Genomic DNA, 21,082 nt, shown 5'->3' with positions numbered 1-21,082 from the left:
AGGCAATACCGGCGCGGCTATGTTCTCGGCCGATACGAAGGCCGATCCTCCCGCCATCCGGATAAACCGCCTCTCTTAAACCAGATCGCCGAGGCGGCGCTTGAGCTCGGCGAGCGCCTCGTCCTTCCCGGGAATTTCCGAGTCCTGGACGGAACGGATGTTCTCCTCGACCGACGTGGCCACCCACTCCTTCGGGACGCCGGAGGCCGCGAAGAGTTCCTGCCACTCCCCGGAGCCGAACGGGATCACCCGGACCAGTTTGCCGAGGATATTCCAGTCGACGACCTTATACTCCTCTCCGGTACTGGTATCCGTCACCTGTACCGACCGGTCGTCGTTGCACCCGATGACCCGGGCGTGGATGACGTAGACGCTCACCTCGTCTTTGTCGGTGAAGGTGACCTGGACGACATCGCCCGGCTGCGGGCTCTCGGGCACCACGTAGAGGACGATGTCACCCGGGTACATCAGTTCCGGCTCGTATCGATCGGCGATGCCTATGTAACCGGTATCGGAGACGTAGAGCCGGAGATACTCCTGGTAGAACTTCCGGACGATCCAGTAGACCGCTCCCGGGTGCGTCTCCGCCAGTTTCAAGAGGAGATTGTGGATGGCGCTCGGAATGCTCTCCGGCCGATCCAGCACCTGCCGGGCCAGATTCTCGTACGCTTCCACAACCCCGGCCTCTTTCTGCGTTGCCTCTGCCATATCAACAAACCCCGGTGCATAATACCGGGGGTAGGATAAAAGTGTTCCTCCGTGGTTTCCTGACACGCCGCCCGGATAGGCGTATGTGCCCACCTCCGCATCGGTCCCGGAGAAGGAAAATTACCGGCGCGCCACCGAATACGTGAGAAGAGGGAAGAACTATAATGCTTATATTCAAACGGGACCATAGAGTAAAGCAGAGGATATTGATATGGGTGGCATAAAGGATTCTACGTATCTAGATGTCCAGAAAGCCCTCGCCCGGCGGTTCTCTCCCCTGGACGGGTGGCAATTCGCATGGTCTCCCTCCGGCAGTGCGCAGCCGGAGGGTCTGATCTCCCGCCGGGTCGCCGGCAGGACGGAACGGGTGCTCGTGAACGTGAAGATGACCCCCAGTGTCCAGGCAGGCACCGTCCAGGCGCTCCAGGCTGCCGCAAGCGCCGGCAACGCCGACAGGGCTGTTCTCGTCGTGCCCGGCGGGGCGGCCGTCCCGGAGGTTCCCGAGGGAGTCGACGTCCTGGAGATGGGCAACTGGCAGATCGTCGGTGGCCGCATCACCTGGGCGAAGAACATCGAGAGGAGCGCGTTCCTTGATGAGGAGCGCGCGAGAAGGGGTCTCGCGTAAAGCGGCCCCTCAAAACATTTCTTACATCCCGAAATCAAAGAGCGTCGTCCGCGAGGGGTCGACGTCGTGCCAGTCCCACCCGAGCGGCTCGATGATCCGCGAGAGGGGGCCTTTGAGCGTCTTCTCGAGCATCGTCTCCCAGTCGACGACGAACTCCGGCGGCACCTGGTCGGCGTACTCGAAGCAGACCACGTCCGTTCGCGGGTACTTCGCCGTGACGGCCTTGATGTAGACCCGTTTGGGCTTGCTGCCACGCTTGAAGTCGGTTCCGAGATGCTCGTTCGAGTACTTGGCGCCCCGGATGTGGGCGTCGTCGTTCTCGTAACTGTCGAGGTTCTTCCCGATACCGCCGGGAATACCGGCCTCGTCGAGCGAGTACTCTCCACGGCGATACTTCCTGATGACGTCGCGGAGATACGCCTGCACGTCGCTGAACGCGTCCCCGCGGAGAATCATCTCGATGACGGCGCGCTGCACCTCCCGCGTGATCTGCGGGGAGTCACTTCGCCGGATCTCGAAGCCGACGACGTCCACCTCGTCGACGTCCTTGCCCTCCTTCCAGACCAGGTGCCCCGCGTAGCGCTTCTTCTTGCCTGCCTGGAAGAAGCGGCGGTAGACCTTCTCGAACTTGATGGAGAAGTAATGCGTATCGGCGTTCAGTTCGGTCTTCGCGAAGTCGCCGTAACTCGCGTTCAACGTCGCCTCGATGGCCCGCGCACGGGCGATCGTCGCCTCAAGGTCGCCCGGCGGCACCTGCACCATGCAGGAGTCGGTGTCGCCATAGAGCACAGTATAGCCGAGATTGGTGATGATATCCCGGGTGTGCCTGATGATCGCCCGGCCGACCGAGGTGACGGCCGACCCGATCTCGCGGTCGTAGAGCCTGAACCGGGTGTAGCCCGAGACCCCGTAGTAGGAGTTCATGATCACCTTCAGGACGTTCTGCTGGAGGTCGTAGAGGACGTACTCCGGCGACCCGAAGGGGTAAAGGTTTCGGAGCCGCTTGCGCTCGTCACGCTCCTCGAGGAGCTCGGCGATGATGCTCCTCGTCAACCCGTCCGGCTCACGGGAGAACCGGATGCCGTTCGGCGCCCGCAGTTCGCCGTCCGGGTTCTTCGTCTCGGGCGAGGCGTTGATCGTCATCATCGCCATCGGGTAGAGCGACTTCAGGTCGAGAACCACCACGTTCTCCCGGAGACCGGTCGCGGGCTCAAAGACGGTCGCCCCCTCGAACTCGTCGCCTGCAGCGAGCCCTTTTGAGGGGAGAACGAACGTGCCCGACGCCTTCCGGAGAACGAAGATATCGATGACGTTCGAGGAGTTCAGCGTCCGGTCGAGCGGACACCCGACGTACCGGGCGATCTCCCGGTAGAACTCGATGATGTTGTTCTTTTGATCGATCCCGACGCAGAGCTCGACGTCGCGGTAGTTGTACTCCACGAGCCGCTTCGGGTCGGTACGCCAGAGATCGGTGATCGTCCCGGTGTAGCGGACCTTCGTCACCCCGAGTTCCTCTTCGGCGATCGCATCGAGCCGGTAGGACTCCTTCTGGGCCTGGTGCATCTTCCGGTAGGCGCCGAGGAGATCGAAGATCGAGCGTCCACGGACGGCGTTCCGTTCGGTCTGCCCCGGGATACGGGCGAGACCCTCGGCCTTGAGGCCGAGCGCCGCCATCCGCTTCACGATGTAGGGGATATCGAACTCCACGAAGTTCCAGCCCGAGAGGATATCCGGGTCGCGTTCCTTCGTGTAGGCGGCGAGCCCCTTGAGCATCGAGACCTCGTCCGGGTACCGGACGACCCGGTGCCGCTCGCTGACGGAGAGGTCGGGCACGTCGCCCGCCGCCCCGCCGGGCTGCCAGAGGAGCGTCGTGTAGTCGTCGTCGAACGAGTCCCAGCAGGTGACGCAGATGATCGGGTCGCGCTCGGGCTCGGGGAACCCCTGCTCGTCCACGCACTCGATATCCATGATGCAGGTGCGGGCGGGAGCCTTGATCTCGGCCGGCGCGAGTTCATGGTAATCCACCGTAGACAGACCGGCAGGAAGTTCCATGCCGGCGGAGAGGCCGCAGTCGATCATGAACCGGGTGGCGAACGGGATATCGGCCTCGAAGTGCAGGAATCGGTCACGGACGTCGCGGACGTCGCCGGGCCGCCGGGTGTAGAGCCGCCGGAGCGGTTCGCCGCGGATGGAGCGATAGGTCGTGCCCGGCTCCAGTTCGACCCCCTGCGGGAGGGACGCCGACCCCACCTGCCCGGCGGGAGCATAGAAGTAGGGGCGAAAGCCGGTCACGTCGATCCGGACTGCCTTCCCCGAGGCGTCCCGGCCGAAGACGTGGATGACCGGGATCTCGAACCCGGAACCGGTGCTGTACTCTACCTGGTGGATGCCGATCCGGGCTTTCCCGAACTCCTCCAGCGTTGCCGGAACGCTCATGCCGGACCCGGAAACCCGGTCAGCCATCGAACCTCCTCGAGAGGTCTCGGACAAACGCTCCCGCCTCCGCCATCTTCGCGGACTCCCAGTCATCGAGTTCCCACTCCTCGATGCCCAGGATGCCCTCGCGACCGATCCGGGCGGGGACGCCGAGGGAGCAGCCGGAGAGACCGTATTCGCCGTCGAGCACGCACGAGCAGGGCAGCACCTCGCGCCGATCTTCGAGGATCGCACGGATCAGCATGGCGATGTGATACGCAGGCCCAAAGACCGTCCCTCCTTTGCCGCGGATCACCTCCATGCTCGCCCCCCGCATCCGGGAGAGGATTGCTTCCCGCTCTCTGGTATCGACGTCGCTGCCGGTCCTTGAGAAGACCGGCACCTGGCGGTCGCCGTGCTCACCGAGCACCCAGGCCGGCCCGCCGATCCCCGCCTCGCGGAGGAAACCGGCAAACCGTGCGCTGTCGAGCTGCCCGCCGAAACCGATGCACCGCCGCCGGTCGATGCCCATCATCTTCCAGAGGGCGTAGTTGTTCGCGTCCATCGGGTTCGTGACGGAGATGACGACCCCGTCAAACCCCTCCAGGATCTCGCTGCACCGCTTCGCCACCGGAATATTGGCCTCGAGGAGGTCGGCACGGGTCTTGATATCCGGTGTCCTCGGGGTGCCCGCCGCAAAGACGAATATATCGGCATCCCGCATCGCCGCCGTTTTTGTGGAGACCGCGACGTCGATACCCGTGTGCTGCAGGTCGAGCACCTGTGCCCGGAGGAGGGGCTCGTATACGTCGTAGACGACGATCTCGTCTACTAGACCGAGCGCGGCGGAGAGGAACGCCGTCTCGCCCCCCACCTTTCCGACGCCCAAGATTGCAAGCGAGGTCATAGTATTGGTCCTGATCTCAAGTAGTGGTATATGTTATGCGCGCAAAGAGGCTCCCGACTGCACGGAGAATAACGATCCGGCGGGAAAAAGAGCCTCTTTACCGCTTCCCGTGCCGGTACCCGGGCTCCGGAGAGCGGAGCACATGCTTTCCTGTCAGTACACTTGGCGCGAGAGTATAATAATACCCTGCTCCCACCTTTTTTCAATGGTTGCGCTTTATCCAGGCCCCGTCGAGGTCGGCGGCATTCGCTTGAGGAACCACCTCCTGCTCGCGGCCGGCATCCTCGGTACCACCGGGGCGTCGCTCTCCCGAATTCTCGCGAACGGTGCGGGCGGCGTGGTCACGAAATCCATCGGCCCGAGCCCGAAAGAGGGGCACCCCGGCCCCTGCCTCGTCGTGGTCGACGGCGGCATCATCAACGCCATGGGCCTGCCGAACCCCTCGGCCGCGTTTGTGGACGAACTGGCTTCTCTCGCGGGCGAGCCGGTGGTCGTGAGCATCTTCGGGGGGACGCCTGAGGAGTTCCGGACGGTCGCCGGGTGGTTCGCCGGCACGGCCTCCGGGCTCGAACTGAACCTCTCCTGCCCCCACGCGGAGGGCTACGGGGCGGCGATCGGGAGCGACCCGGCTCTCGTGGAGGAGTGCACCCGGGCGGTAGCCTCCCTCGGGGTTCCGACCTGGGTGAAACTCACCCCGAACGTCGCCGATATCGCAGATATCGGGGCGGCAGCGGAGCGCGGCGGGGCGGACGCGATCGTCGCGGTCAACACCGTGAAAGCGATGCGGATATCGACGGCGCTCCGCCGGCCGGTGCTCGGGAACCGGTTCGGGGGGCTCTCGGGGAAGGCCATCTTCCCCGTCGCCGTCCGGTGCGTCTACGACCTCTACGAGGCCTGCTCCATCCCGATCGTCGGGTGCGGCGGGGTCTCCACCGCCGACAACGTCGTCGAGATGATGATGGCGGGAGCAAGCGCCGTCGAGATCGGGAGCGCCGTCATCGACGATATCGGCATCTTTGCTGCGATTGCAGACGACCTTTACGCCCCCGACGGCGCCGACGCGGGCGAGATCGTGGGGTGCGCCCATGCATGAGCAGATGCCCGCAGCGGTTACGATAACAAAGATCGTGGAGGAGACGCCGTCGATCAGGACGTTCGTCTTCGACCGCGAGATCGCTGCCCGGCCGGGCCAGTTCGCGATGGTCTGGGTGCCGGGCGTGGACGAGGTGCCGATGGCTCTCTCCTCCCCGTCCTCGATCACCGTCCAGAAGGTCGGGGACGCGACCGCCGCTCTCTTTGCGATGCACGAGGGCGACCGGATCGGTGTCAGAGGGCCTTACGGGAACGGGTTTGCCGTCTCCGGGCGGACGCTTGCCGTCGGCGGCGGCGTCGGTGCCTCCCCGCTCCTGCCGCTGGTCACGGCCGGGCAGGTAGACACCTTCCTCCTCGGCGCCAGGACGGCCTCCGAACTCCTCTTCGCGGAGAGGATACGCGATGCGGCGACGCTGATGGTCGCGACCGACGACGGCACCGCCGGCCACCACGGGTTCGTGACGGAACTCATATCACGGGTGGATCTCGCCGACTTCGACCACATCTGCGTCTGCGGCCCCGAGGTGATGATGGCGGCGGTGCTCGCCGTCCTCGACCGGGAGGGGTGTGCCGGGCGGGGACTCTTCTCCCTCCACCGCTACATGAAGTGCGGGGTCGGCCTCTGCGGCTCGTGCTGCACCGACCCGCACGGCCTGCGGGTCTGCAGGGACGGGCCCGTCTTCTCCGGCGACGTCCTGCTCGAGAGCGAGTTCGGGCATTATTCACGCGACGCGAGCGGGAGCAGGCGCCGCATCTAGTCCGCCCGTCGGGCCCGAAAAGAGTGGGTCAGGCCAGGAAGTCTTCCTGGGGTTTAAAGAGAAGGGAGATGATGTTCTCCACCCACCCGGAGACCCTTGAGGTTATCGGGACGTTCTCCTGGGCATCGGCGCTAACTCCCGCCTCCGTATCCGTCCTGCCGTTCCCGGATACCGGGGGAGCGTTCACGCCTGCCGTTGTGTTCTCCGGTAGTTCTGTTCCGTCGAGCGCGGCCTCCGGCGGATTCCAGGTCTCGACCAGGTCAGGATCGTTTGTGAAGAGACGGATCGACCGATCGCCCTCGCCGCCCCCGACGACGAGGAACGAACCGTCGGGTGTCACCGCGACGGACTCCGCGCGACCGGCAAGGCCAATCTTCTGAACCACGGCTCCCGTGCGGTCGATGACGTGGATCGTCTTGCCGGCTGCACCGAAGATCCTCTTAGCCTCGTTCGTCAGAGCCGTCGAGGAGACGGCATCCCCAATGGGATATTTCCAGAGGTGCTCGCCCTCTCCCGTGGAGAGGTAGAGGCACCTGTCGACCGACCCGGCCGCCACGAACCTCCCGTCGGGGGTGAGGGCAATTCCTCTCACCATTTTGCCGGTACCGTAACTCCAGGACTCTCCTTGCCTGCTGTTGAGGAGGTAGACTCCCTGGTTATCGCAGCCGATCGCGATCCTGCGGCCGTTCTCCGATATCGCGAGATCGTAGCTGTCGGTTCCCATATCGTAGTCCCAGAGCTGCTTCTTGTTCCGATCGAAGATGTAGACCGCGCCGTTGTCGCAGCCGGCGGCGACATACATCCCGTTCGAGGAGAGGTCCACGCTCCGGTAGACGTAACCCGTCTTCACCGTCCAGAGCAGGTCTCCGTCCCTGTTGTAGAGGTAGAGTTTGTCCGCAGCAACGCCTATCCGCGAACCTTCGGGCGATACCCCGACACCGTTCACACGTGAACCGATGGGGTTCTGCCAGAGGACATTGCCCTGCTGGTCGAGAAGATACACCACCGAACCCGCAGCGGCAACGATCGTCGAACCGTCGTGCGTGACCGCCACGGAACTGACCGGGCCGTTTGCCCCCAGGCTCCAGACGGGAACGTACTCCCCCTCGTCGGCAGAGACAACCCCGCATATGGCTGCAATAAGAAGGCAGAAGATAAGGAGCGGCGTTGCGATACGTCCGGCTCGATCTCCCCTGATCTCACGCTCAAAAAGCATCATCCCCGTATCTGCCCGGACCCTGGCGGTAGAACTGGATGACGTCACTTCCCCCGATGACATCACGGCCTGAGTTCTCGGAGATGATATATAATCTTTTCGGGCAACCTGCCCCCTCCAGATTCCAGGACGGTTCGGCGGTACCTGCCCGACCCCGGCCAGGAACGGCCGGAGGTTGCCGGGGTTTTCTGAGCGGCGGTAGAACTTTTTGAGGATTCGGGAGGGGCGGAGCCGGGAACTCACCGGCCCGGGCACGAAAAGGGGAATACGGCAGGCGGGACGGTCACCCGCCCGCTTACGGGTCAGGGCTCCGGGCGAAGATTAACCGAGACGTTCAGCAAGGGCCGCGCAGGTCGTCTGTATCGCATCCTGCCGCGGGACCGATCGACTCCAGGTCTTCGAGGTTGTTGATATTCGTAAACGTCAGGAGATCCGGATCGATCTCGCGAATCTTTTCTACGGGCACGTACCGGGTATCGAGACCCCAGATCATCGCCCGGACCGAGAGCGACTCGTGCTCCTCCAGGTAATCGAGCAGTGCGCTCCTCCGGTAGACCGCGTGAAGCGGTTCGAGCATCTCGGCGTTCCAGCTGGGAATGGCGGCATCGCAGCCGACTGCGGCGTCGAAGAGCAGCCGAACCACCCCGGGATTGATGCAGGGCATATCGCAGGCGGCAACGAAGACGTACTCGCCATGCACCGCGAGCGCCCCCGCGTGCAGGCCGCCGATGGGGCCGAGACCTTGCCGGACGTCGGATATGCACCTGATATTCCCGATATGGCCGAACCGCTCGCACTGCCCGGGGTCCCGCGCGACGACGACGATCTCGTCGACCGCCTCCTTCAGGGTGTCGACGAGGCGGTCGATGAAGGTCTTGCCCCGGAACGTGAAAAAGTACTTCTCCCGCCCGCCGGCACGTCGTGCCGCCCCGCCAACAAGGACTATCGCAGATCGCATGATCATTCTCCAACCGTCAGAGCCGCTCCCGGAAGCGGATCAGTTCGGCGATGCAGGTGTTGTAAGGCGCCATAATACCGTGCCTTTCGGCGAGTGCCGCCACCGCACCGTTCATGAACTCAATCTCGGTCTTTCTCCCGCCGGCGATATCCTGGAGCATCGACGAGTGGTGGGCAGCCGTCGCGGGGAGCTGGGTCGTCCGGAGATACGCGAGGTACGCCTCCGCGGTCTCCCAGGGGAGGGGGACGCCTTCGGCCTCAGCCACCCGGTAAGCCTCCTCTACAATCGCGGCGACGACCGCCCATGCGTGCGGATCGGTGAGCGCGCCGTAAGGGACGTTCATGAGGGCGCCGAGCGGGTTTAATGCGCAGTTGTAGAGGGTCTTACTCCAGATATCCGTCCTGATGCCGGCGGTCGCCTCCGCCCGGATACCGGCCTCCCGGATGAGAACTGCGAGGTCTTCGACCGCGTCGTCCGTACCGGACGGGAACCGCCCGATCTTCATGGGCGCTGCCTCCACGGAGACGTGAACCGACGCATCGCCCCGCCACTCGAACCCGGTGATGATCATGCCGCCGATGACCCGGTCGGTGAAGCGCGCGATGATCTCCTCGTTTCCGATGCCGTTCTGGAGGCTCACCACCTCATGTCCTCCGATGACGTCGGCGAACTGGCGGCAGATCGCCTCTGTATCGGTGGACTTTGCGGAGATGATGTAATAGTCGGCATCCAGCCATGCGTCGGGGAGATCCTCGGAGCAGCTGAACCGGTATGCGCCCTCTCCCCATATGCCGGTCATCAGGAAGCCCCGTTCCTGCACCGCATCAGCGTGCCGCGTCCGGGTAACGGCGTGAACGTCTGCGACGCGGGACAACTTTGCAGCAACGGTCAGCCCGACCGCCCCGGCACCCAGGACCACGATCTTCATTTCACTATAGTATGGCGGAGTTACCTGTTAACTCCTCTCTTTTCCGGCGTGCAGACATCCCCCCGGCGTTCCATGTCGAGCAGGGTCTCTTTGATCGCGAGATCGGGGGAAAACCCGCCCATGCCGGTCTTCGCGACGACCCGGTGGCAGGGAACCACGATCGGGGTCGGGTTCCGGGCCATCGCCGCTCCGACCGCCCGGGGCGCGGTCCCAACGATCCGGGCAACCTCCCCGTAGGTGAGGGTCTCCCCGCAGGGAATTGCCCGGACGGCACGGTAGATCTTCGCAAAGGTCGTGTCGCCCTCGGTCGCGACGCTCCTGAGCGAGGAGAGATCCGCCGGCCGCCCGGCACAGTAGCGGAGGATCTCTTCCGGCACCGAGCCCGCGATCCCGTCACGCGCGAACCGCACCCGGTAGACGAGGTCGTCCTGCCACGCGACGTGGACGTGCCAGAGGCCGAACCGGCACGACCCGGTCAGGATCGCCATCTCTCGGCCTCCTTTCGGAACGCTTCGACGGTGCATGCCGTCATCTCCTCCTGCATCCACGGCGGCAGCCCCGCATGAACCCGGCGCTCCAGGAATCTCTTCTCCCCGAGGACGAGCATGCCCCGGTCCTCGGGCGTCCGGAGCACCCGGCCGAGCGCCTGCAGGGCGCGGTTGACCGCCGGGAGGGTATAACTGATGAACTCCCCCTCTTCGCCGAACTTCATCCGGAAGTAGTCGATCACCATCCTCCTGACACGGTTGAACGGCGCGAGCGGGAGGCCGATGACGAGCGCCCCCGAGAGCATCTCGCCGCGGTAGTCCAGGCCCTCGCTCCACTTGCCGCCGCAGACCGCAAAGAGGATGCCCGAGCGGCCGGTCCCGGGGAGGGCCATGAACTCACGGAGCATCGCGGCCGAGGCCGCGGTATCCTTGGACTCGATATAGATCTGCTTCTTTCTGATCCGGGGGGCGCACCGCTCCGCGAAAGTGTTCAGGAGGTCGTAGGAGGGGAAATAGACCGCGAGGTTCCCGGGGAGGCGGGCAAATGTGGTGATGTAGTCCTCGGTCTGTGCGAGATTCTCTCTGTCCCGGCGCATCGAGTAGGCGGTGGTGATGTCGGTTGCGCAGAAGATGCGGCGGTTCTCCGGGGGGAAAGAGTTCGGGAGCGAGATCGTCGTGACGGGAAGGTCCCCGAAGTAGTAGCGGCGATAACTCTCGATGGGCGAGAGCGTCCCCGAGATCAGGACGCAGCAGGCGTGCGCCCGGGCGATCTCCTGGAGCTTGATGCTCGGGTCGATGTTTCTGACCTCAAGCGCCACAGCCCCGTCCTCCTCCTTGCGGTAGACCGTGAGGTAAGCCGGGTCGGCGGCGGAGCGGAAGATCCGGTAGAAAAACATGGTCAGCCGCTCGATCGCGCTCTCCCGGAACTCTCCCGCCTGCATGTTCTTCTCGCGGATCCCCTCGCTGATCTTGAGGAGGTCGTCCACGATCTCCTCTACGCTCCGGTAGAGCGTGCCGGAGAGGATCATCCGCTGGAAGATGGCGGGGTCGAACCAGTCCTCGGCCTCGTGCGAGCCCTTGAGCGCCTCCATGAACCGGGTGATCTGCGGCAGGATCTGGACGACGGCATCCGCTTGCGGCGACCGCCGGCGTCCGGAGAGCTCATGCTCGGCCTGCACGATATCCCGCTCCTCGATCGTCACGCTCTCGATACTCTGGACGACGTCCCCGCAGTTATGAGCCTCGTCGATGAGCAGCATGGCGTCGTGCCCCTCGATCCCGAGCGACTGGTAGAGCTGTTCGCGAATGGCATCGTCGAAGAGGTGGTAGAAGTTCACGAGCACCACGTCGGCGTCCCGGGCGGCGTGCATCATCGTATCGTAGGGGCAGATGTCGCCGCAGAACCCGGCAAGCTGGTCGGGCCAGATCATCTCGGTGCTCACGCGCTCGGCCCGGACGCGCAGGGCCGCCGACGGGATCATCTTCAGCCCCCCGTCCTCGGGTTCCACGAAGGATTTCCCGTGGATGAAGTAGGGGCAGATGAGCGGGTGCTCCGGATCCATCTTCCGGATCTGCTGCTTTATCTGGCGGTCGTTCGCCGGGACGAGCGACCCCTTCTGCGCCCGTTCCCGCATCAAGGCCGTCGAGAAAGACTTGACGCCCTCGCACCGCCGGTAGATATCGCCTTCGCCCCCGAGCGGGCACATGCTGGATTTGCCGATGAGGTAAGCGAACTTGAGGTTGCCGTGCTTCTTCCGGATGAGCTCGAGCTCGCGCATGAACGTCGCAAGCTGGCTGATGGTCCGGACGGCGACGAGCACTTTTCGGCCCCGGCTCTCCGCGAGGAGCGCAGAGACCACACTCGACTTGCCGCTCCCGGTCGGCGCATCGATCATGGCGATGCCGCCGTCGCGTGCGATAGATGCGGCCGCTTCAAGCATCTCCCGCTGATTGGGCCGGTACTCCCGGTACGGGAACCAGTCGTCGAGGCTATCCATTGCATACAGTTCGACGTCGTACGTCAATGTAGTTTGGGTGTCCGGGGTGAAAGTGAACGCTGGCGATGCTGCCCGAACGGCGGAATGGGGAGAAAGCGCCGACCGGGACGCACTTACGAAAGTTTTATATTCCAACCCGCTTACCGCTCACCGGTGAGACTGTATGTCACTCAAGGCTGAGGTCATCGATAAGATATCGGCTCTTCTCGCAGCTGCATTCGGCCTGATCGCCGCTCTCGCATGGAACGGAGCCATTCAGGAACTTTTCAAGGTCATATTTGGAGATCAGAGCTCGCTCGTTGCAATGTTTGTGTATGCCATCGTCGTGACGATCGTCGCGGTGATCGCGGTCATCCTGATCGGCCGCGCCGCAGGGAAGGCGAAGAGAGAGGATGAGATAGCGGCAACAAGACGGTGAAACACAGATCCACTCTTTTTCGGCAGATTCATCTGAACCGGAATCAATCCTACCTTCCATGAGCCCGCACGACGACCAGAGCCGGGGATCGAGCGGACGCATTACCGAAACGGACGTTTCCCGCTCACGACCGGTCACCGTCACGGTCATCGACTACGATGAGTCCCGCCTCGAAGAGCGAGCGTACACGCTGCCGGGGGAGTTCCGGCTCTCCGTCCTCCATGAGGGGGTCACCTGGATCGACGTCGACGGCGTCCACGATACCGGGGTGATCCAGACCGTCGGGGATGCCGTCGGGATTCACCCCCTGACCCTGGAGGATATCGCGAACACCCACCAGCGGCCGAAGATCGAGGATTACGGCGATTACCTCTACGTTGCGGTCCGGATGCTTGCTCCCGGCGACGGCGAGTTCCATAGCGAGCAGGTCAGCCTGGTTCTCGGGAGGGGTTACGTAGTATCCTTCCAGGAACATCCGGGCGACGTCTTCGAGCGTATCCGGGAGCGGCTGCGTGCGGGAGCCGGACGGCTCCGGAGCGAGAGGGCCGATTACCTCTTCTACGCCCTGCTGGACGCTATCGTCGACGGCTACTTCTCTGTGATCGAGGTCTTCGGGGAGCGTATCGAAGTGGTCGAGGAGGAGGTGGTGGCAGAACCCGACCGCGAGACCCTGCAGGCGATCTACTCCTTGAAGCGATCCCTTATAGCGCTCCGGCGGTCGGTCTGGCCGCTCCGCGAAGCGGTCGCACAACTCGAGCGGGGCGAGTCGCCCCTGATCGGGGAACCGACACTCTTCTACCTCCGGGACGTCTACGACCACGTCATAGAGGTCGCCGAGACGGTGGAGACTTACCGGGATACGATGTCCGGGACGCTCGACGTCTACCTCTCGAGCCAGAGCAGCCGGATGAACGAGATCATGAAGGTCCTCACCGTCATCGCCACCATCTTCATCCCGCTCACCTTCATCGCCGGGGTCTACGGCATGAACTTTGCCTACATGCCGGAGATCAGCCATCCCTGGGGCTACCCTCTGGCCCTCGCCTCGATGGCGGCCGTCGCGGTCGCGATGCTCGTCTACTTCAGGAAGAAAGGGTGGATCTGAACCGCGGCCGGCACCTCCCCCTCATACCCGGATACCATTATCTCTCGCTGCGTCGAAGTCCGCGTGCGCCAGCGGAGACAGGGCGAGGGATATGCAGGCAGACCGACGACACACGGAGAAGCAGGAAGAGAAGCGTGCGACGCTGAGAACCGTCGCCGTAATCGTGATCTCCGGCACCGCCACGGCTCTCTTCCTGCTTGCAGCACTCCTCTACCCGGACATCTTCCTCGAACGCATCTTCTACTCCTCCCTCACGATCAGCCTCGTCTACTTCTTCTTCCTCGTCGTCGAGTCGCTCACCATCCGGCGCATAAAGGACGAGCGGGAGCGCTACTCGTTCCGGAGAACGGTAGCCATCTTAAAGATCCTCGTTGTCGGCGTCATCCTCCTCCGGGTCTGGATCGACACCAACTACATCCTGGTCGCCTACGGTATCATCGGTGCGGGAATCGCCGTCGCACTCCAGGATCTCTTCAGGAACTTTGTCGGGGGGATCCTGATCATCTTCTCCAACCCCTACCGAATAGGGGACCGCATCGAGATCAGCGAGACGATTGGCGACGTGATCGACATCGGGATCCTCACGACGAGGATGCTCGAGATTCACGCCCGCGACGTGAAGGGGGACCAGGCGACCGGCAGGATTGTCATTATCCCGAACGGCCACATCCTATCATCGCGGGTCTTCAATTACACAGTGGATCTCACCTTCGTCTGGGACGAGATCTCCATTCCCATCACCTATGGATCGGACTGGCGGCGGGCGATCTCCCTCGTCCTCGATATCGTCCGGGAGGAGACCGCGGCGACGGCCTGGCGGGCCGAGCGGGAGATCGAGAGGGTCGGCAAGCGCTATTACCTGCCGAAGCGGGATGTGGAGCCGTCCGTCTACCTGACCCTCACCGACAACTGGATCACCTTTGATATCCGGTACGTGACCGACGTCAGGAGAAAGCGGGTCACGAAAGACGACCTCTCCCGCAAACTCCTCGCGGCGATCGAAGCGGCCGACGGCATCGCCATCGCGACCGAGAACATCATCGTCTACGACGGCGGGCCTTTCGAAGACGCGTGATCGGGCGGACAGTGATGTTTTATACCTTGGGATGAATGCCCCTTCCCGGGGGACGGTGTTCGCGACTCCTGCCGGGCGGCTCGCCGGTTGATTTCCCGAGACCGGCGAGGTGTATCCGCCTCTTCCCGGGGGAGCAGGCAGTCCGGAGGTGTTGATGCAGCCGGCAAAAACCTGTGGGAGACTCTCGATCAGAGTGATTGACTACACGCAGGACCGCATCGAGGAGCACGAGTGCATCGAACTCACCGAGGCCTGGTCGTGGATCGGCCGGGAGACGGTCACCTGGATCGACGTCGTCGGGGTGCCGGAGCGCGACGAACTCGTGACCCTCGGCAAACAGGCGGGAATCCACCCGCTCACGATGGGGGATATCACGGCCCCCGACCAGCGGCCGAAGGTGGAGGAGTTCGGGAGCTACGTCGCCGTCATCGCGAGGATGCTCTCGGAGAGAGACGGCAGGGTTGCAAGCGAGCAGGTCAGCCTGATCTTCGGGGAGAACTACGTCATAACGTTCCGGGAGCAGCCTTTCCAGGTCTTCGAACAGGTCCGGGAACGGCTCAGGAACGAGCTGAGCGTCATCCGGGGCACGGGGCCGGACTTCCTCGCGTACACGCTCCTCGACGCCATCGTGACCGTCTACCTCGCCATCCTCGACGCGGTCGACGACCGGGTGGAAGATCTCCAGGGCAGGGTTCTGGCCGTCGCGGATCCGCTTGCCTTAAAGCAGATCTACGAACTCAAAGAAGATCTCCTGACCATCCGGAGAGCTGCCGTGCCGGCACGCGAGGTTCTCGGGGCGCTCGCAAGCCGGGAGTTGAGCCTTGTCCGGAAGGAGACGATCCCGTACTTCCGGGATATATACGACCGGTGCATCCAGGCGGCAGAGGTCGCGGAGTATACCAGGGATACCCTCTCCGGCGTGATGGATCTCCACACCTCGAACCAGAACAACAGGCTCGCCGAGATCACAACGATCCTCACCATCGTCGCGAGCATCTTCATTCCTTTAAGCTTCATCACCGGGTTTTACGGGATGAATCTCAGGGACATACCGCTCGAAGACTCGCCGCTCGGGTATCCTCTCGTCCTCCTCCTCATGGTAGGCGTCGCGTTCGCGATGCTCCTTTACTTCAGGAAGAAAGAGTGGATATGACGGCGGACCCCGCGTAGCGGGGAGAGGGGCGGCAACCCCTTTTTTGTAGCGAGAATGCTAACACTTCTCTATTATGGCAATCCATCCCATCGACTACCGGTACGGCACTTCGGAGATGCGTGCCGTCTGGAGTGAGGAGAACCGCTTCCGGGCTATCGTCACGGCCGAAGTGGCGCTGGCACGAGCGGAGGCGGCGCACGGGATGATCCCCCGCGAGGATGCGGAGACGATCGCGATCTCTGCGCATGACGCGCGCCTCGAGCGGGCGAAGGAGATCGAGGCCGAGATCAACCACGATATGATGGCGATCGTCAAGGCCGTCACCGAGGTCTGCGGCGACGCGGGCAGATGGATCCACTACGGCGCGACCTCGAACGACATCCTGGATACGGCGACCGCCCTGCAGGTCAGGGACAGCCTCGCGCTCATCGAGGAAAAACTCGGTAAACTCCTCTGCGTGCTTCTTGCCCGGAGCGCCGAGACGAAGACCCTGGTCTGCGCCGGCCGCACCCACGGGCAGATCGGCGTCCCGACGACCTACGGCCTCCGGTTCGCGATCTGGGCGAGCGAGGTCTCCCGCCACATCGAGCGGCTCCGCCAGATGCGCCCGCGGGTCGTCGTCGGGCAGCTCACCGGTGCCGTAGGCACCCAGGCGGCGCTCGGGGATGCCGGCATCGAGGTTCAGGAGACGATGATGGAGTTCCTCGGGATCGGAGCCGTGGACGTCTCGAACCAGATCATAGCGCGGGACCGCTACGCGGAGTACTTCATGCTCCTTGCAAACATCGCGACCACCCTCGACAAGATCGGGCTTGAACTCCGGCTGATGCAGCGCTCCGAGATCGGGGAACTCGCGGAAGCGTTCGGGAAGAAGCAGGTGGGCTCGAGCACCATGCCCCACAAGCGAAACCCGATCAAGAGCGAGCAGGTCTGCGGGCTTGCCCGGATCGTCCGCTCCGCGGTCGAACCGGCGCTGCAGAACAACGTCCTCTGGGACGAGCGCGACCTGACGAACTCCTCCCCCGAGCGGGTGCTCTTTCCCGAGGCGTCGGTGCTCGCCGACCATATCCTCAACGTGATGATCGGCGTGATGGAGGGCCTCGAGTTCAACAAGCCGAACATCCGGAAGAACCTGATGCTGCTCCGGGGCGTGAACCTCGCCGAGTCGGTGATGATCGACCTCACCCGGCGGGGCATGAACCGGCAGGAGGCCCACGAGGCGATGCGGACGGCGAGCATGCAGGCCCTCGCCGAGGACCGCGACCTCAGCCAGGTGCTCGGCGAGCGGCCGGAGGTCACGAAGTTCGTCACCCGCGAGGAACTCGACGCACTCCTCGACCCGGACGCCTACATCGGGACGGCCGTCCGGCAGGTGGAGCGGCTGATCGAGAAACTCGCGCCGCTCTGCCGGTGAAAGGATCTCGGGAGCCCCTCATAGCTTGAACCGGGGAGGGGCATCGAAGAGTTTTCGATAGAGCGAGCTGAAGAGCGCGGTGTACTCCCCGGCCTTCTCGGTGGCGAGGTAACGGGTCCTGTCCTCCTCCGCCACTTCAACGATATACCCTTTTTCCACGAGAAACCGGAGATACTCCTGCCCGGTCTTCGAGTTCAGGTCGCACCGGTTGATGATGCCGGTAAACGACTGCGGCGTTCTGCAGAAGACCAGGATCTCCCAGTAGATCTCGAACGCCGTCCTGCGCCCCCTCATCGTCGATCCAGCTCCAGGGTTTCTTTCAGGAGAGCCTCGGACTCCATGATCTCGTCGAGCCGCTCGTCCCAGACTTTTGCAAACCGGGAGAAGTAGTATGAAGAGGCAAGGCTGACGAGGGCGACACAGAGCGTGAGGAGCGACGGGATGACCAGATAGTTGTTGATGGTGAAGGCGATACCGTCCGGTGAGACGGAAAGGTGTTCCAGACTGACGGCGACCCCGAGGAAAAATGAGCAGACGCCGCCGAGCGTGCAGACCAGGATCATGGTGCGGATGGTCGCGCGGTTGTCGCGGTAGTGGGCGAGCACGCTTACTATGAGACGGGTGAGAGCCTCGTCCGGAACCTCGCCTCCCATCCCGTCAAGGTCGTCCTTGATCGCCTCGATCCCTTCGAAGACCCCAATGCTGGTGAGAATCCAGCGCAAGCCCGTAAGAACGGCAACAAGTGCGACGAACAGGACGACCGGGGAATAGATCACATACTGTGCGGTAGAGAACGTCTCGTACATAGAGCCCGCCTCTCCGACGATCACGCTGATGCCGAACGCCATCACGAGGGCGGCAAAGACGATGTTCGCGACAGTAACAACATAGAAGTGCCGGATCTCGCTTCTGAACCGGGCGAGTGCTGATTCGTGCATTGTGGTTTTCACCGGTCTATCTATCTATTCGCGTTCTGCAAATAAAGGGCATGAAACTAAGATACGTATCGGTGTTTCGCAAGGATATCCGACGCGAACAGCCGATACCGGCCGACCGCTTGCCCAAAATAGAATAACGAGACGGAAATCGGAGCAGAGCACGGCACCCGACGGGGAAAGAGGCTGGCGGCGATTCAGGCGGGATGCACCATCGCATCCCGTTCGGCCGCCGCGATCTCCCGCAGGAGCCCGAAAGGTCGGCGATCGGGTAGTGCCCCCGCCGGCATGTTCAGAACTCTTCCGCGATGCCGTAACCGTAGGACCGCAGTACCCAGCTTCCCCTCTGTTCCGGGTATGCGGCAAGCACGAGTCCCCCCAACTCCAGGAACTCCTCGGCGGATACGATGGAGATGGGCTGAAGCTGCTCGTCCTCGCCGGGCTCCATCGACCGGGTATGGATGTAGTAGATATCCGGCAGCCCCTCCTCTTCGTGCAGGTAGAGATCCCTTCCGCGCACGAATGCCCCGCCTGCGTCACCGCCCCGCGGCGCGACGGTTCACCGGACGTGCACCTGACGATGCTCGAAGGACGCTCCCTGAGGAGCATCCTGATCCTGAGGATTCACGCCTCCCGGGGGCGACACTTGAAGATACACCCGGCGAGATATGGTCAAGCGTGGTGGGGCTGATCCTCTCTCCCGTCGTCTTCTTTGCCATCACATACACGCGGTTCATGCGGACGGATATCCGATGATAGACGGGCGCGCACTTTCGCTCCCGGGGAGGGGCTGCATCGGAGGCAACCCGATTATTCCACCGGGTTTCGATATTAGGGGAAGGTATACAGGGATCTTGCCGGGGTATGCACTCATACCTGCGATCCGGGGATCGAGGTATATTTCCACTGGAAATCGGCCGTACTGCCAGGAGATGGAACAACGAGGGCGTATCAGGAGAATGCAACGGCCCGGGTACAGCCGCGACTGTTCGATGTTTGTCACAGAAAAGGTATATGGGGGAACGTTGACGCCTTGAACAGTGACGCCGTGTAAGGTATCCCGCGGCGGCCGGGAACCCCGATTGCCGTCGTATCCCGACCCCCAAAAGCGTGCCCGGAGGGCAATAGGGCTGCTGGCTGCCAGGGGATAGCCGTTGCGGTTCCGTGTCCCTTCAGGCACCGTTACGGAATTTCGAGTGACATAGTATTGCAATGGGAAGGAAATGTGCCGAAATATACCCATGAAACGCACAGGAGAGGCCTGTATGAACCGAAAAGCGATATGTATCGTCCTGCTGCTGATCACATGCACTCTCCCGGCAGCGGCTGCACCCGTCGTCCAGCTAACAAACGATTCGGCATTCAATTCGTATCCTTTCTGGTCGCCGGACGGGGATAGGATCGCCTTCGTCTCATCCGACGGAGTCCATGTCGGCATCCGGGTGATGGAGCGCGACGGCCGAAACCCGGTACCGGTGACGGACAACCGTTCGTGGAATCTCTTCACCGAGTTCGATCTCTGGTCGCCGGACGGGAAGAAACTCCTCTTCCTCTCCGACGACGGAGGAGGGCTCGACCTCTGGACGATGAACCCGGACGGGACCGGGAAGGTGCGCCTGACCGAAGGCGGCCGCATCGTCCCCATTCCGGGGCTATCCGGCTACGGGGCGGACTGGAGCGCCGATGGGAGGCGGATCGTCTATACCTCCTGCCTCTTCGATGATGCAGCCATCCAGGAAGTGAACCTCTCGGCCATCCGCACGGAAGCGGACATCTGGATCATGGACGCGGACGGCGGCAACAAGAAGCAGCTGACGACCGATGGAGATGCGCGTTTGCCCCTGTGGCAGCCGCAGGGGGACAGGATCGCATACCTCGCAGACAGAACCGGGAACCGGGAGATCTGGACCATGCAGAGCGACGGAACGGGCAAGACACAGGTGACGTTCAGCGAGGGGAGCGTATCCGGGTATTCCTGGTCCCCGGACGGTGCCAGGATCGCCTACGTCGTCGCGTCACCGCCGGGGACATTGCCGGAGTTCTCTCTCTGGGTTATCGATAGCGACGGATCGGGTTCGGAGCAATTGACAACCGGAAACTGGGACACATCACCGGTCTGGTCGCCGGACGGTACCAGGATCGCCTTCCGGTCGGAATCGCGGGACCAGACGCTCTGGGTGATGAAGAGCGACGGATCGGACCTCGCACCCCTCGGCCCCGATAACCCGGCATTCATGATGCAGCAGTGGTCTCCCGATGGCAGGACGATCCTCGTGAGCGATGGAAACGACCTGTATGCGATCCAGCTCGAAGATCCAGCGGCACCCGCATCGCCGGGATTTGAGGTAGTTTCTGCAGCGGGTGCACTGCTTCTCACGGTATGTCTGCTCAGACTGCGAAACCAGGAATGAGGGGGAGCGGGAACGTGCCGCACGAAGACGATTACCGGTGGAGCGCGACGCGTTAACGAGTAGCGCACCTGACGGTGCTCGAGATCCGTTTCTGCCGAAACGTCGCTTATCGCCATCGCCGTCTTCACGCCGCTCACTCCTTCTCCCGTGCTCCCCGCAGTGCTTTTACATCCCCCACGGTCACCACGCGAACCTCACCGCCCTGGACGTCGCCTCCGGCATCGCCCATCCGGTCCTCGATCCAGCCCTCCATCTCCAGGTACGCCGCCCGCAACCCTTCGAGAACATCCGGATCGGCATCCCAGAGGCCGCGTTCGTGCGCTTCAAGCAGCCGTCTCCCGATCTCCTCCAGCCCCCAGGGATTCTCGTGGGAGCAGACGTTCGCGAGCGGAAACGGCGTGGGGGGACGCTTTCGCTCGATACGTCGGTGGAGACGATGAAGATCAACCTGACTTCCCAATCACCGCCCACGATCGAAA

21 protein-coding genes are annotated in these 21,082 nt (G+C 63.2%); 9 read left to right on the top strand and 12 right to left on the bottom strand.

Translation table 11 applies throughout. The features are described 5' to 3' along the window. Nucleotides 1-75: 75 nt before the first annotated feature. The gene (locus MCUHO_RS06195) at nt 76-708 is read right to left on the bottom strand and encodes a S26 family signal peptidase (protein ID WP_067075296.1); all 633 of its coding nucleotides are present in this window, start codon (nt 706-708) and stop codon (nt 76-78) included. Nucleotides 709-919: 211 nt separating this feature from the next. Here MCUHO_RS06195 and MCUHO_RS06190 point away from each other — a divergent pair, with 211 nt between their 5' ends. Beyond that, nucleotides 920-1,333, top strand: a complete 414-nt coding sequence (locus MCUHO_RS06190; RefSeq protein WP_067075292.1) for a hypothetical protein — start codon at nt 920-922, stop codon at nt 1,331-1,333. A 21-nt stretch (nt 1,334-1,354) separates the two neighbouring features. Here the strand turns inward: MCUHO_RS06190 and MCUHO_RS06185 are convergent, their stop codons facing one another. Further along, on the bottom strand, nt 1,355-3,769 hold the full coding sequence (locus MCUHO_RS06185; RefSeq protein ID WP_067076176.1) for a DNA-directed DNA polymerase: 2,415 nt from the start codon (nt 3,767-3,769) through the stop codon (nt 1,355-1,357). Between the two features lie 19 nt (nt 3,770-3,788). After that, on the bottom strand, nt 3,789-4,655 hold the full coding sequence (locus MCUHO_RS06180) for a malate dehydrogenase (protein ID WP_067075290.1): 867 nt from the start codon (nt 4,653-4,655) through the stop codon (nt 3,789-3,791). A gap of 205 nt (nt 4,656-4,860) precedes the next feature. Between MCUHO_RS06180 and MCUHO_RS06175 the strand changes: the two genes are divergently transcribed. Next, nucleotides 4,861-5,748 (top strand): dihydroorotate dehydrogenase, encoded by an 888-nt coding sequence (locus MCUHO_RS06175; protein ID WP_067075287.1) that lies wholly within the window; start codon nt 4,861-4,863, stop codon nt 5,746-5,748. Then, complete coding sequence (locus MCUHO_RS06170) at nt 5,741-6,505, top strand: dihydroorotate dehydrogenase electron transfer subunit (protein WP_067075283.1); 765 nt, start codon at nt 5,741-5,743, stop codon at nt 6,503-6,505. Before MCUHO_RS06175 ends, MCUHO_RS06170 begins: the two co-directional genes overlap by 8 nt. A gap of 28 nt (nt 6,506-6,533) precedes the next feature. Here MCUHO_RS06170 and MCUHO_RS06165 read toward each other — a convergent pair whose 3' ends face one another. From MCUHO_RS06165 to MCUHO_RS06145, 5 genes are all read right to left on the bottom strand, one after another. Then, nucleotides 6,534-7,724, bottom strand: a complete 1,191-nt coding sequence (locus tag MCUHO_RS06165) for a WD40 repeat domain-containing protein (RefSeq protein WP_235808187.1) — start codon at nt 7,722-7,724, stop codon at nt 6,534-6,536. A gap of 331 nt (nt 7,725-8,055) precedes the next feature. Next, entirely contained in the window at nt 8,056-8,679 is a 624-nt protein-coding gene (gene mobA, locus MCUHO_RS06160) for a molybdenum cofactor guanylyltransferase (RefSeq protein WP_067076172.1), read from the bottom strand. A gap of 16 nt (nt 8,680-8,695) precedes the next feature. Further along, nucleotides 8,696-9,607: a ketopantoate reductase family protein gene (locus MCUHO_RS06155; protein ID WP_067075277.1), complete on the bottom strand. Its 912-nt coding sequence runs from the start codon at nt 9,605-9,607 to the stop codon at nt 8,696-8,698. A gap of 20 nt (nt 9,608-9,627) precedes the next feature. Continuing rightward, nucleotides 9,628-10,095, bottom strand: coding sequence for a methylated-DNA--[protein]-cysteine S-methyltransferase (locus MCUHO_RS06150; RefSeq protein ID WP_067075274.1), 468 nt, complete (start codon nt 10,093-10,095; stop codon nt 9,628-9,630). Beyond that, entirely contained in the window at nt 10,083-12,092 is a 2,010-nt protein-coding gene (locus tag MCUHO_RS06145) for an ATP-dependent DNA helicase (RefSeq protein ID WP_067075270.1), read from the bottom strand. Before MCUHO_RS06145 ends, MCUHO_RS06150 begins: the two co-directional genes overlap by 13 nt. Before the next feature lie 163 nt (nt 12,093-12,255). Between MCUHO_RS06145 and MCUHO_RS06140 the strand changes: the two genes are divergently transcribed. The 5 genes from MCUHO_RS06140 to purB all read left to right on the top strand — a co-directional run bounded on the left by MCUHO_RS06140 (nt 12,256) and on the right by purB (nt 17,257). Continuing rightward, on the top strand, nt 12,256-12,510 hold the full coding sequence (locus MCUHO_RS06140; RefSeq protein WP_067075267.1) for a DUF5654 family protein: 255 nt from the start codon (nt 12,256-12,258) through the stop codon (nt 12,508-12,510). 58 nt (nt 12,511-12,568) lie between these two features. Then, complete coding sequence (corA, locus tag MCUHO_RS06135; protein WP_067075264.1) at nt 12,569-13,615, top strand: magnesium/cobalt transporter CorA; 1,047 nt, start codon at nt 12,569-12,571, stop codon at nt 13,613-13,615. Between the two features lie 91 nt (nt 13,616-13,706). Next, on the top strand, nt 13,707-14,690 hold the full coding sequence (locus MCUHO_RS06130) for a mechanosensitive ion channel family protein (RefSeq protein ID WP_067075261.1): 984 nt from the start codon (nt 13,707-13,709) through the stop codon (nt 14,688-14,690). Between the two features lie 154 nt (nt 14,691-14,844). Further along, a complete protein-coding gene (gene corA, locus MCUHO_RS06125) occupies nt 14,845-15,843 on the top strand; it encodes a magnesium/cobalt transporter CorA (protein WP_067075257.1) in 999 nt (332 codons plus the stop codon). A 73-nt stretch (nt 15,844-15,916) separates the two neighbouring features. After that, on the top strand, nt 15,917-17,257 hold the full coding sequence (gene purB, locus MCUHO_RS06120) for an adenylosuccinate lyase (protein ID WP_067075254.1): 1,341 nt from the start codon (nt 15,917-15,919) through the stop codon (nt 17,255-17,257). A gap of 18 nt (nt 17,258-17,275) precedes the next feature. Here purB and MCUHO_RS06115 read toward each other — a convergent pair whose 3' ends face one another. The 3 genes from MCUHO_RS06115 to MCUHO_RS06105 all read right to left on the bottom strand — a co-directional run bounded on the left by MCUHO_RS06115 (nt 17,276) and on the right by MCUHO_RS06105 (nt 18,712). After that, nucleotides 17,276-17,551, bottom strand: coding sequence for a winged helix-turn-helix domain-containing protein (locus tag MCUHO_RS06115; RefSeq protein ID WP_067075251.1), 276 nt, complete (start codon nt 17,549-17,551; stop codon nt 17,276-17,278). Beyond that, on the bottom strand, nt 17,548-18,195 hold the full coding sequence (locus tag MCUHO_RS06110; protein ID WP_067075248.1) for a hypothetical protein: 648 nt from the start codon (nt 18,193-18,195) through the stop codon (nt 17,548-17,550). The genes MCUHO_RS06115 and MCUHO_RS06110 overlap by 4 nt, the downstream gene beginning before the upstream one ends. A gap of 289 nt (nt 18,196-18,484) precedes the next feature. Next, nucleotides 18,485-18,712, bottom strand: coding sequence for a hypothetical protein (locus MCUHO_RS06105; protein WP_235808186.1), 228 nt, complete (start codon nt 18,710-18,712; stop codon nt 18,485-18,487). 745 nt (nt 18,713-19,457) lie between these two features. Between MCUHO_RS06105 and MCUHO_RS06100 the strand changes: the two genes are divergently transcribed. After that, on the top strand, nt 19,458-20,603 hold the full coding sequence (locus MCUHO_RS06100; RefSeq protein WP_235808185.1) for a peptidase S9: 1,146 nt from the start codon (nt 19,458-19,460) through the stop codon (nt 20,601-20,603). Nucleotides 20,604-20,736: 133 nt separating this feature from the next. Here MCUHO_RS06100 and MCUHO_RS12355 read toward each other — a convergent pair whose 3' ends face one another. Further along, a complete protein-coding gene (locus MCUHO_RS12355) occupies nt 20,737-21,063 on the bottom strand; it encodes a cobaltochelatase subunit CobN (RefSeq protein ID WP_235808184.1) in 327 nt (108 codons plus the stop codon). Nucleotides 21,064-21,082 lie beyond the last annotated feature (19 nt).

The organism is Methanoculleus horonobensis (genome assembly GCF_001602375.1).
Classification (GTDB): Archaea; Halobacteriota; Methanomicrobia; order Methanomicrobiales; family Methanoculleaceae; genus Methanoculleus; species Methanoculleus horonobensis.
The sequence above is the reverse complement of the archived record's forward strand: the minus strand, read 5'-3'. Positions and strand labels throughout refer to the sequence as shown.

Bases quoted from the DNA above. Each gene is read 5' to 3' on its own strand.
- MCUHO_RS06190 (WP_067075292.1), top strand. From the start codon at position 920: ATGGGTGGCATAAAGGATTCTACGTATCTAGATGTCCAGAAAGCCCTC.
- MCUHO_RS06185 (WP_067076176.1), bottom strand. From the start codon at position 3,769: ATGAGCGTTCCGGCAACGCTGGAGGAGTTCGGGAAAGCCCGGATCGGC.
- MCUHO_RS06100 (WP_235808185.1), top strand. From the start codon at position 19,458: ATGAACCGAAAAGCGATATGTATCGTCCTGCTGCTGATCACATGCACT.
- purB (WP_067075254.1), top strand. From the start codon at position 15,917: ATGGCAATCCATCCCATCGACTACCGGTACGGCACTTCGGAGATGCGT.
- corA (WP_067075264.1), top strand. From the start codon at position 12,569: ATGAGCCCGCACGACGACCAGAGCCGGGGATCGAGCGGACGCATTACC.
- MCUHO_RS06155 (WP_067075277.1), bottom strand. From the start codon at position 9,607: ATGAAGATCGTGGTCCTGGGTGCCGGGGCGGTCGGGCTGACCGTTGCT.
- MCUHO_RS06180 (WP_067075290.1), bottom strand. From the start codon at position 4,655: ATGACCTCGCTTGCAATCTTGGGCGTCGGAAAGGTGGGGGGCGAGACG.
- MCUHO_RS06170 (WP_067075283.1), top strand. From the start codon at position 5,741: ATGCATGAGCAGATGCCCGCAGCGGTTACGATAACAAAGATCGTGGAG.
- mobA (WP_067076172.1), bottom strand. From the start codon at position 8,679: ATGCGATCTGCGATAGTCCTTGTTGGCGGGGCGGCACGACGTGCCGGC.
- MCUHO_RS06130 (WP_067075261.1), top strand. From the start codon at position 13,707: ATGCAGGCAGACCGACGACACACGGAGAAGCAGGAAGAGAAGCGTGCG.
- MCUHO_RS06115 (WP_067075251.1), bottom strand. From the start codon at position 17,551: ATGAGGGGGCGCAGGACGGCGTTCGAGATCTACTGGGAGATCCTGGTC.
- MCUHO_RS06195 (WP_067075296.1), bottom strand. From the start codon at position 708: ATGGCAGAGGCAACGCAGAAAGAGGCCGGGGTTGTGGAAGCGTACGAG.
- MCUHO_RS06145 (WP_067075270.1), bottom strand. From the start codon at position 12,092: ATGGATAGCCTCGACGACTGGTTCCCGTACCGGGAGTACCGGCCCAAT.
- MCUHO_RS06110 (WP_067075248.1), bottom strand. From the start codon at position 18,195: ATGCACGAATCAGCACTCGCCCGGTTCAGAAGCGAGATCCGGCACTTC.
- MCUHO_RS06150 (WP_067075274.1), bottom strand. From the start codon at position 10,095: ATGGCGATCCTGACCGGGTCGTGCCGGTTCGGCCTCTGGCACGTCCAC.
- MCUHO_RS06175 (WP_067075287.1), top strand. From the start codon at position 4,861: ATGGTTGCGCTTTATCCAGGCCCCGTCGAGGTCGGCGGCATTCGCTTG.
- corA (WP_067075257.1), top strand. From the start codon at position 14,845: ATGCAGCCGGCAAAAACCTGTGGGAGACTCTCGATCAGAGTGATTGAC.
- MCUHO_RS06165 (WP_235808187.1), bottom strand. From the start codon at position 7,724: ATGATGCTTTTTGAGCGTGAGATCAGGGGAGATCGAGCCGGACGTATC.
- MCUHO_RS06140 (WP_067075267.1), top strand. From the start codon at position 12,256: ATGTCACTCAAGGCTGAGGTCATCGATAAGATATCGGCTCTTCTCGCA.